The sequence below is a fragment of the Streptomyces sp. NPDC002463 genome (assembly GCF_042889835.1).
Classification (GTDB): domain Bacteria; phylum Actinomycetota; class Actinomycetes; order Streptomycetales; family Streptomycetaceae; genus Streptomyces; species Streptomyces nymphaeiformis.
The window spans coordinates 352,448-364,891 of record NZ_JBIARL010000007.1 but is presented as its reverse complement, the minus strand read 5'-3'; the positions used below and the strand labels follow the sequence as shown (position 1 = coordinate 364,891).

At 73.4% G+C, this 12,444-nt stretch carries 11 protein-coding genes, 2 tRNA genes, 1 pseudogene and 1 riboswitch; of the genes and pseudogenes, 2 read left to right on the top strand and 12 right to left on the bottom strand.

Annotated elements, in window-relative coordinates; all coding sequences use genetic code 11:
• Positions 1-17: 17 nt before the first annotated feature.
• From ACFYX3_RS17410 to ACFYX3_RS17375, 8 genes are all read right to left on the bottom strand, one after another.
• Positions 18-1,133 (bottom strand): M23 family metallopeptidase, encoded by a 1,116-nt coding sequence (locus ACFYX3_RS17410; RefSeq protein ID WP_389013898.1) that lies wholly within the window; start codon positions 1,131-1,133, stop codon positions 18-20.
• Positions 1,134-1,144: 11 nt separating this feature from the next.
• Positions 1,145-1,291: riboswitch (cyclic di-AMP (ydaO/yuaA leader) on the bottom strand.
• 213 nt (positions 1,292-1,504) lie between these two features.
• Entirely contained in the window at positions 1,505-2,716 is a 1,212-nt protein-coding gene (locus ACFYX3_RS17405; RefSeq protein ID WP_389013895.1) for a PP2C family protein-serine/threonine phosphatase, read from the bottom strand.
• A 129-nt stretch (positions 2,717-2,845) separates the two neighbouring features.
• Positions 2,846-4,072 (bottom strand): MFS transporter, encoded by a 1,227-nt coding sequence (locus tag ACFYX3_RS17400; RefSeq protein WP_389013891.1) that lies wholly within the window; start codon positions 4,070-4,072, stop codon positions 2,846-2,848.
• The gene (locus tag ACFYX3_RS17395; protein WP_389013888.1) at positions 4,069-5,091 is read right to left on the bottom strand and encodes a PLP-dependent cysteine synthase family protein; all 1,023 of its coding nucleotides are present in this window, start codon (positions 5,089-5,091) and stop codon (positions 4,069-4,071) included. The genes ACFYX3_RS17400 and ACFYX3_RS17395 overlap by 4 nt, the downstream gene beginning before the upstream one ends.
• A 65-nt stretch (positions 5,092-5,156) precedes the next feature.
• On the bottom strand, positions 5,157-5,537 hold the full coding sequence (locus ACFYX3_RS17390) for a hypothetical protein (RefSeq protein ID WP_389013885.1): 381 nt from the start codon (positions 5,535-5,537) through the stop codon (positions 5,157-5,159).
• Between the two features lie 85 nt (positions 5,538-5,622).
• The gene (locus tag ACFYX3_RS17385; RefSeq protein ID WP_389013882.1) at positions 5,623-6,363 is read right to left on the bottom strand and encodes a MerR family transcriptional regulator; all 741 of its coding nucleotides are present in this window, start codon (positions 6,361-6,363) and stop codon (positions 5,623-5,625) included.
• Positions 6,364-6,470: 107 nt separating this feature from the next.
• Positions 6,471-6,544, bottom strand: a tRNA-Met gene (locus tag ACFYX3_RS17380).
• Positions 6,545-6,596: 52 nt separating this feature from the next.
• Positions 6,597-7,091, bottom strand: a complete 495-nt coding sequence (locus ACFYX3_RS17375) for a rhodanese-like domain-containing protein (RefSeq protein WP_123457398.1) — start codon at positions 7,089-7,091, stop codon at positions 6,597-6,599.
• Positions 7,092-7,287: 196 nt separating this feature from the next.
• On the opposite strand from ACFYX3_RS17375, the gene ACFYX3_RS17370 reads away from it, so the two are divergent.
• Both ACFYX3_RS17370 and ACFYX3_RS17365 read left to right on the top strand, forming a co-directional pair.
• Entirely contained in the window at positions 7,288-8,256 is a 969-nt protein-coding gene (locus tag ACFYX3_RS17370; protein WP_389013878.1) for a sigma-70 family RNA polymerase sigma factor, read from the top strand.
• A 95-nt stretch (positions 8,257-8,351) separates the two neighbouring features.
• Positions 8,352-9,662 carry a DUF1254 domain-containing protein gene (locus ACFYX3_RS17365; protein ID WP_389013875.1) on the top strand — a complete coding sequence of 437 codons (1,311 nt, stop codon included), beginning with the start codon at positions 8,352-8,354 and terminating at the stop codon, positions 9,660-9,662.
• A gap of 7 nt (positions 9,663-9,669) precedes the next feature.
• Here ACFYX3_RS17365 and ACFYX3_RS17360 read toward each other — a convergent pair whose 3' ends face one another.
• The 4 genes and pseudogenes from ACFYX3_RS17360 to ACFYX3_RS17345 form a co-directional block, all read right to left on the bottom strand.
• The gene (locus ACFYX3_RS17360; RefSeq protein WP_389013872.1) at positions 9,670-10,251 is read right to left on the bottom strand and encodes a phosphatase PAP2 family protein; all 582 of its coding nucleotides are present in this window, start codon (positions 10,249-10,251) and stop codon (positions 9,670-9,672) included.
• Between the two features lie 51 nt (positions 10,252-10,302).
• Positions 10,303-11,595: a diacylglycerol/lipid kinase family protein gene (locus ACFYX3_RS17355; protein WP_389013945.1), complete on the bottom strand. Its 1,293-nt coding sequence runs from the start codon at positions 11,593-11,595 to the stop codon at positions 10,303-10,305.
• 348 nt (positions 11,596-11,943) lie between these two features.
• A tRNA-Lys gene (locus ACFYX3_RS17350) sits at positions 11,944-12,016 on the bottom strand.
• Between the two features lie 171 nt (positions 12,017-12,187).
• Positions 12,188-12,444 (bottom strand): annotated as a pseudogene (locus tag ACFYX3_RS17345) (RNA helicase); the annotation flags it as partial.

Genomic DNA, 12,444 nt, shown 5'->3' with positions numbered 1-12,444 from the left:
CTATTCCGTGCGGGTGCTCAGGGGTTGATGCCCTTGGACTGGAGCCAGGCCATCGGGTCGATGCCGTCGCCGCCGGGGGTGTGGACCTCCATGTGGAGGTGGGGGCCGGTGACGTTGCCGGTGGCGCCGACGCGGCCGATGGTCTCGCCGGTGGACACGGTCTGGCCGGCGCTGACCGTCATGGACGACATGTGGCAGTACCAGACCTCGGTGCCGTCCTCCATCTCCAGGACGACGCGGTAGCCGTAGGAGCCGGACCAGCCCGCCGACTTCACGGTCGCACCGTGGACCGCCTTGAGCGGGGTGCCCGTGGGGGCGGCGAAGTCGAGACCGGTGTGGTAGCCGGAGGACCACATCGAGCCGGACTGCATGTAGGTGGCGGTGAGGGTGTACGAGGAGACCGGCAGCGAGTAGCCGGCGGCGAGCTTGGCGAGGCGCTCGGCCTCGGCCGCCGCTTCCGCCTTCGCCTTGGCCTCGGCCTCGGCCTTCGCCTTGGCTTCCGCCTCGGCCTTCGCCTTCGCGTCGGCGGCGGCCTTCTCCGCAGCCGCCTCCTTGGCCACGGCCTCCGCGGCGGCCTTCTCGGCGGCCGCCTTCTCCGCCGCGGCCTTCTCGGCGGCGTCGGCGGAGGCCTGCTGCTGCTCGGCCTGCTGGAGGATGCGGGCGCGCAGGGCCTCGCCCGCGGCGGGCATGGCGGCGGTGGTCTGCTCGGCCTGTCCGGTCGCCTGGTCGTCCGCGGTGGTGTACGTGGCGGCGGTGAGCGGGTTCGGGTTGGCGCGGTCCGCGCTGACCGGCGCGCTGTCCTCGCCGGGGAGGAGGTCGCCGACGCCGGGGAGGTCGTGCGGGTCCGGCAGGTTCAGGTCCGGGAGGTCCGGCAGCGATATGGCGACCGGGGGCTTCTCCTGCGCGGTGGCGAGGCCGCCCGCGCCGACGGCCGCGATGACGCCGACGCCGAGGACGGTGGAGGAACGGGCGAAGTTGGAGCGCTGCTTGACGACCCGGTGCCGGCCGCCGGAGCGGCTCTCGGCGCGGAGGGAGCCCTCGGTGGGGTTCCACTCGGTGTCGGGGGCGGAGGGACCAGCACCGCCACCGAAAGCGTCGAAGGGGGCTTCGGGTGCGGGGGTGTTGGACGCCACGGGGGCGCGCTCCTTTCCTTCCTTCTCGCCTACCGGGTTAGCTGACGGGTTCGGAGCAGGAAGGTCTCCTACGGGCCCCTCCGTACGGGACGAAGGCGTCCGATTCACCCCAAGTGGTGGTTCCCCGGTTCCTTTTCAGGATTCGGCGCGTGCGCACGGTGCCGCCTCTTGCGACGGCTGGGACGACCGCGCTGCGTTATCGAACGTTAATAGACAGGGGGTCCCGATTCCAAGCCCGTCCCTCTTGATCATTCATTGAATTGAGGGAGTATCACCCGAGTTGACCCCCCTTCAGCAAGGCGTAAGAGGCGGATGGGGAAACATGCACGATCTGACGTTATGTCAATTGTTATCGCAGTGACACCCCTCGACTACGCCCGGTGACCGGGCCCGCCCGGCGGCACCACCGGCATCGTCCGCCGCCGCTCGGGCTGCCCCGTCGCGGGGCGGCTCACCGCGAGCAGCGCCATGTCGTCCGTCGCCCCGCCGCCCGTGTGGAGCCGTACGTCGTCCACGAGCGCGTCGAGCAGCTCCTCGGGCCCCGGGAAGATCCGCCCGGCGAGCCGAGCCGCCGGATCGTAGAAGACGCCCCGCGCGTCCCGCGCCTCCGAGAGGCCGTCCGTGTAGAAGAGGAGCGTCGCACCCGCCGGGAACGGCCGCGCCTCGGCCCGGTCCGGCCACGCCGCCAGGTCGCCCATGCCGAGCGGCAGCGCCGCCTCGCCCGGCTCCAGGATGTCGAGCCGCCCGTCCGCGTACAGCATCAGCGGCGGCGGATGGCCACGGTTGACGACCCGTACGAAACCGTCGAAGGTCCCGCTCCCGTCGCCGCGCGGGATCTCGGCGAGCACGGCCGTGGTGAACCCCTCGAAGGCGTCGAGTCCGTGCCGGCGGGTGCCCTCCCGGGCGAGTGCACGTTCGAGTCGCCGCGCCACGCCCTCCAGGCTCCGCTCCTGCTCGGCCGCCTCCCGGAAGGCGCCGATGACGACGGCGACGGCCTCGACCGCGTCCAGCCCCTTGCCCCGGACGTCCCCGACGACGAGCCGCACCCCGTGCGGGGTGTCCTGGACGGCGAACAGGTCGCCGCCGATGAACGCGTCGGCCTGCGCCGCCTCGTACCGCGCCGCGCACTGCAGCCCGCCGATCCGCTCGTCGGGCGTCGGCAGCACCGCCTTCTGCGCGGTCTCCGCGATGACCCGCGCCGAGGCGAGCCGCTCACCGCTGCGGCGCACGACCCGGTTGATGAGGAGGGCGAGCGCGGAGACGGTGACGACGGTCAGGGTCTCGGTGAGGGCCGCGACCTCGTCGACGGTGCCGTTGTAGGCGTGCAGCCCCACCGAGGCGAGGACGGCGGCGATCCCGGTGAGCAGGGTCGTCAGCTGGGAGAAGAAGGGGGCGGCGACCAGGGGGGCGGCGGAGAAGAGCGGCGCCGCCGTGTACTCGGGCGGTGTCGCCAGGTCGAAGACGACACCGCCCGCGATGATCAGCGGGGGCAGCGCGCGGATGAACCGCCGGGCACCGCTGTAATCGGGCCGGCCCTCACCGCCCCGCCGCCCTCCGCCCGCCGCTCCTCGGGGGTGCCCCACCTGTGCTCTCCTGCCCGGATCCGACCGGCGCGCGGTCCGCACCGCACCCTCCCAGGGTGGCCGCCGCCGCCCGGGGCGGCGACTCCCACGGGGCCGATAGGCGTACGGGCGGGGCACCCCGGGCAGACGTCAGCCGCCCGTGGTGCTCTCCGCGAGCCGTCCGCCCCGGGCGAGCAGCGCCATCGCCGCCGCGCACCCCAGGCCCACCGCGCACAGCGCGAGCCACGGGACCGCCGACCAGCCGGTGACGTCGAGGAGCGCACCCGTCCCCAGGTTCCCCAGGGTGATCCCGATCCCGCACACCGTGTTGTAGAGCCCGTAGTGGGTGGCGACCCAGCGTCCCCGGGACAGGGCGACGACGGTGTCCATCTCGTACGGGTAGAGCACCGCGTTCGCGACGGCCAGGACCGCCGCGCACAGCAGCAGCCCCACCAGGCCGCGCCCCAGGGCGGCCGGCACGAGGAACGCCCCGCCCATGAGCGCGAGCCCGAGGACGAGACACCGCTCGCGGCTGAGCCGGCGCCGGGTCCAGGCCGTGATCCGCAGCTGCCCGGCGAGCGCGACGAGCGCCGAGACCACGAACAGTGCGGTCGTCACCCCCGTACCGCCCGCCGCGAGCGGCAGCGCCAGATAGACCTGGAAGGACAGCACGTACGAACCGGTCATGGCGAGCGAGAAGAGCCAGAACGTCCGGTGGGCGAGCACCGTGCGGAACTGCCCCCGCTCCCCCTTCTCGGCCGGCGCGGACACGGCCCGTACGGGCATGTACCGGAGCTGTACGAGGGTCAGGCCGGCGAACAGCACCGCCGCGACCACGCACGTCAGCCGGAACGACACCCCCGTCAGGGCCACCCCGACGAGCGGCCCGAGCAGGATGCCCGCCTGGTAGTACGCGTTGAACAGCGCGAAGGCCTCCACCCGGCGCTCCTCCCCCGCCTCCGCCGCGAGACAGGCCCGCACGGCCGGGTTGAAGAGCGCGCCCGCGAGGCCCGTCGCGAGCGAGGCGGCGATCAGCATCGGCAGCGACTGCGCGAAGGCGAGCGCCCCGAAGCCGACCGTCCGCAGCGCGCAGCCGGCGACGATGAGCGGCTTGAAGCCGAGCCGGTCGGCGAGCGCCCCGCCGACGAGGAACATGCCCTGCTGGGACAGGTTCCGCGCGCCGAGGACGAGCCCGACGGCCCAGGCCGCCATGCCGAGCCCGTCCGCGAGGTGCGCGGCCAGGTACGGCATGAGCATGTAGAAGCCGAGGTTGATGGTGAGCTGGTTGAGGAAGAGCAGCCGTACGGCCGGGTCGAAGGTGCGGCTCTGCCTCCAGATGCCGCCCCGGCCCTTCGCGGGCGCGGTCGTCGTCGTCACCGGACACGCTCCAGGACCCGGCGGGTCCAGCCGCTGACCGAGTCGTCGGAGACGTACGCGGCGGGGTCCTCCCGTACGGGTCCGTCGAGCAGCCCGTGCGCCGCGCAGAACTCGTCGTTGAAGACGGTGTCGAAGTACCGCTGCGGCCCGTCCGGGAAGACGGCCGCGATCCGGGTCCCGCGCGGCCGTGTGCGGGCCAGCCAGCCGGCGACGAGCGCGACCGCGCCGACGCTCCAGCCGCCGGTGGCGAACTGCCGCGAGGCCAGCCGGCGGGCCGCCCGGACCGCCTCCGCCGGGCCCACCCAGTGCACCTCGTCGAAGGCCCCGTGGTCGACGTTCCCCGGGTGGATGGAGGAGCCGAGGCCGCGCATCAGGCGCTCGCCCGCCGGGAGGCCGAAGACGGTGGAGTTCACGGAGTCCACGCCGACCAGTTCGAGGGCCGGGCTGGAGGTGGCGCGCAGCGCCCGGGAGATCCCGGCCGAGTGACCGCCGGTGCCGACCGCGCAGACGAGGACGTCGATCCGGTCGAGCTGCGCGGACAGCTCGGCGGCGAGGCCCGTGTACGCGGCGGGGTTGTCGGGGTTCCCGTACTGGTTGGGCCACCAGGCCCCGTCGAGGTCGGCGAGCAGCTCGGCGACCCGGTCCATCCGGGCCTGCTGCCAGCCGCCCTGCGGGCTGGGCTCGGGGACGACGTGGACGCGGGCGCCGTGGGCGACGAGCATCCGCTCGACGATCGGTTCGAGGCCGGGGTCGGTGACGACGTGCACGGGATGGCCGTGGAGCACGCCCGCGAGGGCGAGGCCGAGACCGAGGGTCCCGGAGGTCGACTCGACGATCGGGGCGCCGGGCCGCAGCTCACCGCGGCGGCGGGCCTGCTCGACCATGTAGAGGGCGGCGCGGTCCTTGATGCCGCCGAAGTTGAAGCCTTCGAGCTTGGCCCAGTAGCCGTCGTCCGTCCACAGGACGGGGGTGTTGCCGACGGTCTGCCCGTCGACGGAGAGCGTCAGTGGTGCGGTCATGGGGGGGGTACGTCCTCGGGTCGGTACGCGAAAGGGAACCTGGTCACGCGAGTGCGGGACCCGACTCAGTTCCGGTCCACTCCGAGGGCGATCAGCAGCCTGCCCGGCTCGGGGCCGGGGCCCGCCCGGTTCCGTACGCAGCGCGCGCGGGGGTCGGTGCGGAGGTCCGCTTCGTACGGCAGGACCGCGGCTCCGCCGGCGCCGGGTGCGGTGAGCGGGGAGGCGGCGGTCTGCGCGGGGAGGTGGGCGTCGAAGGTCCAGGCGTCCCCGGAGCGCTCGCAGCCGTGCGGGAGCGCGGGGGCGGAGACGGTCGTGACGGTGCCGGAGGTCGGCAGGACGTGGCCGTGGGAGCCGTGGCAGACGCTCACGATGAGGGCGAGGAGCGCGAGCAGGACGAGCACGGCGGGCGCCCGCCGGCTCATCTCCGTCACACTCCGGTCACTCATGGTGCGCGTGAGACTACGGTGGGGTGCGGCACACCTCCAAAGAGGCGGGCACGGTTTTGGCCACCGTTTACTTCAGACAGGCCCCTCAGAGGTTCCGCTCCGCGTAGACCTTCATCGCGTCCCGGACGAGAAGCGCGGTGCCCTCGCCGTGCCGGTCGTAGTTCGCCGTGAAGCGCGGGTCGTCCACGTACATCTGCCCGAGACCGATCAGGTACTCCCTGCTCGGCGTCGTGGTCGTCGACAGCCAGGCGACCTGGCGCCAGGCGATCGCCTGCACCTCGTCGCTGTCGGCGGCCAGCCCCTCCCGCGCCGCCCGCCCGAACTCGCGGGCGATGCCGGCCTGCTCCTCCATGAACGCCTTCTTCTGCGCGCCGGTGAGCGAGCGCCACCAGCGGTCGGCCTTCTCGTACGCGTCGCGGCCCCAGCGCTCGGTGACCTCCTCCTCGTACCGCGTGTGGTCGAAGCCGTCGAACACCTCGTCGGCCATGAGTTCCTCTCCTCCCTCGGTCTTCCGCAGAGTGGTCCGCACCGACGCGATCTGGCGTCCGATGCGCTCGCGCTCCTGCTCCAGGAGGGCGAGATGGGTGCGCAGGGCGGCGGAGGTGTCCCGCTGCCCCGCGAGGACCTCGGCGATGGCGGGCAGCGAGAGCCCCAGCTCGCGCAGCAGCAGGATCCGCTGCAGGCGCACGAGCGCCGCCTGGTCGTAGTACCGGTAACCGTTCGCGCCGATCCGGCTCGGTTCCAGCAGTCCGCGCTCTCCGTAGTGCCGGAGGGTGCGGCTGGTGGTGCCGGCCTTCCTGGCGATCTCCTGGATCGACCACTCCATGCCGAGAACGCTAGATCTTGACGTTGCGTAAAGGTCAAGCGTCCTGTGCGGACATACGACGAAGGCCCGGATCCAGTGACTGGATCCGGGCCTTCGTTGCTACTGAGTAGCGGGGACAGGATTTGAACCTGCGACCTCTGGGTTATGAGCCCAGCGAGCTACCGAGCTGCTCCACCCCGCGTCGGTGAACCCGACTCTACGGCATGACCGGGGCGATCACGAAATCGGTTTCCTCAGCACCCGCAGTCATCGGAGTCGACCGGAGCGGTCAGCGGGTCGGCGGCCTTCTCCGCGGGCCCCTCCCAGGTCTCGTACGCGAAGCCCTCGCGCACCCAGTACTCGAAGCCGCCGAGCATCTCCTTCACCTGGAAGCCCAGCTCGGCGAGGGCCAGCGCGGCGCGCGTGGCGCCGTTGCAGCCGGGACCCCAGCAGTACGTGACGACCGGGACGGACTTGTCGAGCAGCTGCTCGGCCTGCTCGGGGATGAGCGCGGTCGGCAGGTGGACCGCGCCGGGGACGTGACCCTGGTCCCAGGAGGCGGTGGACCGGGAGTCGATCACCACGAAACCGGGGTCGGTGCCCTCGGCGGCGGCGGTGGCCAGCGCGGAGGCCACGTCGGAGACGTCGGCGTGGAACGCGAGGCTGGCGGAGAAGTAGGCGGCCGCGGCGGCGGGGGAGGCCGGCGGGGTGCGAAGTACGGGGTTGACCTGCGGCGTCGTCGTCGTCATGGTGATCAATCTACGGACGAAGATCACCGTGCTGAAGTGAGGATCCACGGTGGTCGGGGGCTTCGGCCGGGGAATCCCGGGCGTTCGCCACGAGACGGCGGGGATCTCACTCTGCGGAACCCGCGGCCTGGTTCCGCCGCCGGCGTCCGCGTCACCCGACGCGTCACATCGGCGGGGTTTCATCCGTCATGACGACATGACGGGACGCGAACGGGGAGATCGACGAGTGGACCACGAGAACGAAGTCGGCCGGAAAGCCCTCGAAGGCGCCGACAAGGAATCCCTGGCCCGGCGCTTCGACGCCGACCGCGGCCATCTGCGGGCGGTCGCCTACCGGATGCTGGGCTCGGTCAGCGAGGCCGAGGACGCCGTCCAGGAGGCCTGGTTCAAGCTCAGCCGCAGCGACGTCAGCGGCGTGGAGAACCTCAGCGGCTGGCTGACCACCGTCGTCGGCCGCGTCTGCCTGGACATGCTGCGCTCGCGCGCCTCGCGCCGCGAGGACCCGCTGGAGTACTACGTCCCCGATCCGATCGTCCGGGTCGCCGACACCACCGCCCCGGAGCAGGCGGCCGAGCTCACCGAGTCCGTCGGGCTCGCGCTCCTCGTCGTCCTGGACACCCTGGGCCCTGCGGAGCGGCTCGCGTTCGTGCTGCACGACATGTTCGCCGTCTCCTTCGACGAGATCGCGAAGATCGTGGACCGCACCCCGGCCGCGACCCGCCAGCTCGCCAGCCGCGCCCGCCGCCGGGTGCAGGACGCCACCCCGGCCCCCGGTCCCGACGCGCGGCGGCAGCGGGAGATCGCCGACGCCTTCCTCGCCGCGGCGAACGGCGGCGACTTCGAGGGGCTGCTCGCCGTCCTCGACCCCGACGTGGTGCTGCGCGCGGACGGCGGCCGGACCCTCGCGGCCCTCTCCCAGGTCGTCCGGGGCGCCGAGGCCGTCATGTCGCAGGCCGTCATGTACGCGAAGTTCCGCAGGGGCTCGCTGGCGCTCGTGGCCAACGGCCAGCCCGCGGTCCTGTCGGTCGTCGACGGCCGCCCCGGCTCGCTCATGACGTTCACGATCGCCGGGGACCGGATCGTCGCGCTGCACGTCCTGGCGGACCCGGAGCGCATCGCCGCCCTCGGCCTCACGGAGGAGGACCTGGCCCTCGCGACGTACTGAGGCCACGGCCGCCGCGTGATCACCGCATGCGAGAGGGAACCGTTCGTGCGATTTTGTACGGGTTGGTTCCCTCTCGTGTGCGAAGGTGGTCCCCCGTGCCGATCACTCCCGAGGAAGCCCGCCGGACGGCGGCCGACGCCTGGATCTGGGGCCGTCCGCTCCTGGACAACTACCGCACGATGTACGCGCAGGCGATCGACTCCGACGATCCCCGGTACGTGGGCGGCTTCGGCCGCTTCCGGCACTACTCGGAGCCGTTCGGCCCGGCGAACACGGACGTCGTGACCCCGAACAACGACACCCCGTACTCCGTGGCCTGGCTCGACCTGCGCGCCGAGCCGTACGTGATCTCCGTACCGGCCGTCGACCGGTACTACGTGCTGCCGCCGCACGACCTCGACACCTCGTACGTCGGCTTCGTCGGCTCCCGGACGACCGGCCGGGAACCGGGCGACCACCTGATCGCGGGCCCCGGCTGGAACGGCACCGTCCCCGAGGGCGTCACGAGCGTCCTGCGCGCCGACACCTTCCTCGTCGGGATCATCGGCCGGACCTTCCTGGCAGGACCCGAGGACGTGCCCGCCCTGCGCGCGATCCAGGAGCGGTACGCGCTCCGCCCCCTCTCCACGTACACCGACACCGCAGCCCCGCACCCCGTCGGCGAACCGGTCTGGCCGGTCTGGCGCGAGGAGGACCTCGGGAGCGTCGAGTTCTTCACGCTCCTCGACTTCCTGCTCGGGTTCTTCCCCGTCCTGGAGAGCGAGCGCGGCATCCGCGACCGCCTCGCGGCGCTCGGGGTGTCCGGCACCGGCGAGTTCGAACCGGCCGCGCTCCCCCCGGAGATCCGTACGGCGGTCGAGCAGGGCGTCGCCGACGGCCGGGCCCGCCTGGAGAAGGCAGTGGCGACCACCGCCGTCTCCACGGACCTCTTCGGCACCCGCGCGGAGCTCGGCGACGACCACATCGGCCGCGCGGTCGCCGCCGAGATCGGGCTCTACGGCCTGCCCTCGGCCGAGGCCTGGTACGGCGGCTGGTCGTCGGACGACCTCGGCGACCACCCGCCGAACGGGCACGGCCACGACCACGTCGTCCGCTTCCCGCCCGGGCAGCTGCCCCCGGCCCGCTTCTTCTGGTCGGTGACCCTCTACCGCCTGCCCGAACGGCTGCTCGTCGCCAACGAGATCGACCGGTACTCGATCGGCGACCGCACGCCGGGCCTCGTCTACGACGACGACGGCGGCCTCACCCTGTACGTACGGAGGGAACGCCCGTCCGACCCGAAGCAGGCGGCGAACTGGCTGCCGGCCCCCGACGGCCCGTTCAACCTCGTCGTCCGGCTGTACGGCCCCGAGCCCTCCGTCCTCGACGGCAGCTGGCGGCTCCCGCCGCTCGCGGTCGCGGACTGAGTCCGGGTCAGGGCCGTCCGGCGGCGATCCGGTTCGCGACCGCCACCGAGACGCCCGCGCTCGCGAGGCCGAGGAAGGCGCCCGCGGCGACGTCACCCGGATAGTGGACGCCCGTGTGGACCCTGGAGTACCCGACGGTCCACGCCAGGGCCGCGAGGGGCATCGCGGCGGGCGGCAGCACCGCCCCGACGGCGGCGGCGAAGGCCACCGCCGACGCGGTGTGCCCGGAGGGGAACGACGCCGAGTCCGGCATGGGCACATGGCGGCTCACCACCACGCGGGCCGCCTCCCGGTCCGGCCGCGGCCTGCGGACCAGCCGCTTGCCCAGGAGGTTCGCCGAGGCCGAGGCCACCGCGATCGCCCCGACCCCGGCGAGCGCGGCCCGCCGCGGCCGGCCCGGCACGAGCGCGAGCGCGGCCGCGACCGCGAACGAGATCTTGGAGTGGTTCGCCGCCGTGGACAGCCGGCGGAGCGCGGTGTCGAGCGTGGGCGTGGGGGTGGCTGCCACGGCGGCGTAGACGGCCCCGTCGACGGCCCGGAGATCGTGCATCATCGCCCGGAGCGTCCCGGGCGTCGTGTCGGTGGTCATGCGCCGCTCCTAGCGGGATGGGTGGTACGGGAGTTCAAGGCGTACGGGGGCTCAGGGCGAGTCCCAGGAGGCTCTCCGGTCCGGCTCCTCGGGGAACGCCAGCCGGGTCAGGCGCCGCCAGTCCAGGCGCGGCGGGGGCACCGGCGACCCCGGACGGTTGCGGGGCACGATGACCCGCAGGGCGCGGGGCCGGAGGGTGCAGACGACGGGCGTGGGCAGGGTCAGCGCCTCGCCGTCCACGGCGACGGAGATCGCGGGGCCCGCGCCGTCCCCGACCTCCACCTTACGGGCCGTCAGGACGTTCAGGCCGGTCGCCTGGGTGCCGAGGACGGCCAGTTCGGCCGCCTGGGCGGCCCCGTCCACCCGTATGCCGATCACCCCGAGCTCACCCCCGTCGAGGCGGGGCCTGCGGGCGGCGACCGCACCGAGCGGATCGGGCGCCGCGTACGGATTGTTGCTGACGAGGAGCGCCTGCTGCCCGAGGAGCGGGGTGGAGTCGGCGAGCGCGTCGAGACGGTCGCCCTCGCCGCCCTGGAGCAGATCGGGCAGGACGTCGAGCGCGGTGCCCGCCTTGGCGTCGCGGTACTCGGGGCGCTGGACCACGTCCGCGTACACCCCGAAGGACACGGTGTTGACGAAGGGCCGGCCGGCGACGTCGCCGAGGTCGACCCGGAGCTCCTCGCCGTCGGTCAGCGCGTCGAGGCAGCGGGACGGGTCGGTGCGGTCGAGGCCCAGGTCCATGGCGAAGTGGTTGCGGGTGCCGGCCGACACGACCAGGAACGGCAGGCCGTGCTCGGCGGCGACCTCGGCCACCAGGGCCTGCGTGCCGTCGCCGCCGGCCACGCCGAGCAGATCGGCGCCCCCGGCCACGGCCTCGCGCGCGAGGCCGGCGACATCGGCCGGCTTCGACGGGTCGAGCAGGATCACCCGGGCGCCGAGCGCCTCCGCCCGCTCGACGAGCCGGAACCGCTCGACCTTCCCGCCCCCGGACTTCGGATTCATGATCAGAACGGGCCGGCGCGGCGGGGCGGCCGGTACGCCCCGCATCAGCGCGTCCCGCTCGTCCTCCGGGCGGCGCAGGGCGGCCCGGGCGAAGGACAGCGCCAGGCCCCACAGTCCCAGGGCCACGAGGGCGTTCACCCAGACGCCCCAGGCGACGTACAGGCTCAGCGTCACCAGCGGCGCGGCCACCGCGAGCGCCGCCCCGAGCATCCGCAGGGTCCCCCGGTGCGCGAGGAACCACCAGACACCCGCGGCCGTCGCGGCGAGCCCCACGACCCCGCTCAGCAGGATCAACAGCCCGCTGCCGAGGGCGGTCAGCAGGGCAGCGCCCGCACCCCCCATGGCGACCAGCGCGTAACGGGCCAGCCGCTGGGCCTCCCCCGCCGGATCACCGGTACCGCTCGCCGTCACCGACCCCACCTCCACACTCCGCGTCCACGCTTCCCCACGTTCCCCACCGCCGCCCCCGGGACGGACCCGTTCGGAGGACGGAGCCCTCACAGGCTCCCCGGAAACAAGACAGCGGGAAGCCCCGGAAGGTTCTCAGGAAAGGGCGGCCCGCTCCGGACGGCCTGTCACGGCCACCCGCGCCGGGCGGCTTCGCCCCGAACGACGAAGCGCCCCGACCGAAACGAACCGGTCGGGGCGCTCCGCGGCAGGCAGGAGGGTCTCCCCTCCCCCACCGCTCGGTAGGCCGTGTGGGACTCGAACCCACAACCAATGGATTAAAAGTCCACTGCTCTGCCAATTGAGCTAACGGCCCGTGGACAAGCACACCCGAGCAGCATAGCCCGAGAGGACCCCGGAACCGATCGGGTATCCGACACCGGCCGTGTCCCGGGCGGGGCGCCCGGCGTCGGGACGTCGGCGAAAACGGCCAGGGCCCGTACGCACCGAAGTGTCGTACGGGCCCTGGTCAGGGTTTCAGGCGAGATCAGCCGTTGCGCTTCCAGCGCGGCTTGTCGTCGCGGCGGCCGAAGGAGCCGCCGGTCGAGCCGGTGCTGCCACGGTGGTCGTCACGACGGCCGTACGGGCGGTCGCCGCCCGAGCGGAAGCCGCCGGCGGGGCGGTCGTCGCGACGGTCGCGGTTGAACGGACGGTCGCTGCCGCGGTGGCCGCCGCGGTCGTCGCGGTTGAAGCCGCCGGACGGACGGTCGTCACGACGGAAGCCACCCGAGGGGCGGTCGTCGC

Coding starts and splice junctions, on each gene's coding strand:
- ACFYX3_RS17395 (WP_389013888.1), bottom strand. CDS start 5,091: ATGACCGCACCACTGACGCTCTCCGTCGACGGGCAGACCGTCGGCAAC.
- ACFYX3_RS17360 (WP_389013872.1), bottom strand. CDS start 10,251: ATGACCACCGACACGACGCCCGGGACGCTCCGGGCGATGATGCACGAT.
- ACFYX3_RS17375 (WP_123457398.1), bottom strand. CDS start 7,091: ATGACGACGACGACGCCGCAGGTCAACCCCGTACTTCGCACCCCGCCG.
- ACFYX3_RS17390 (WP_389013885.1), bottom strand. CDS start 5,537: ATGAGTGACCGGAGTGTGACGGAGATGAGCCGGCGGGCGCCCGCCGTG.
- ACFYX3_RS17385 (WP_389013882.1), bottom strand. CDS start 6,363: ATGGAGTGGTCGATCCAGGAGATCGCCAGGAAGGCCGGCACCACCAGC.
- ACFYX3_RS17355 (WP_389013945.1), bottom strand. CDS start 11,595: ATGGGGGGTGCGGGCGCTGCCCTGCTGACCGCCCTCGGCAGCGGGCTG.
- ACFYX3_RS17370 (WP_389013878.1), top strand. CDS start 7,288: ATGACGGGACGCGAACGGGGAGATCGACGAGTGGACCACGAGAACGAA.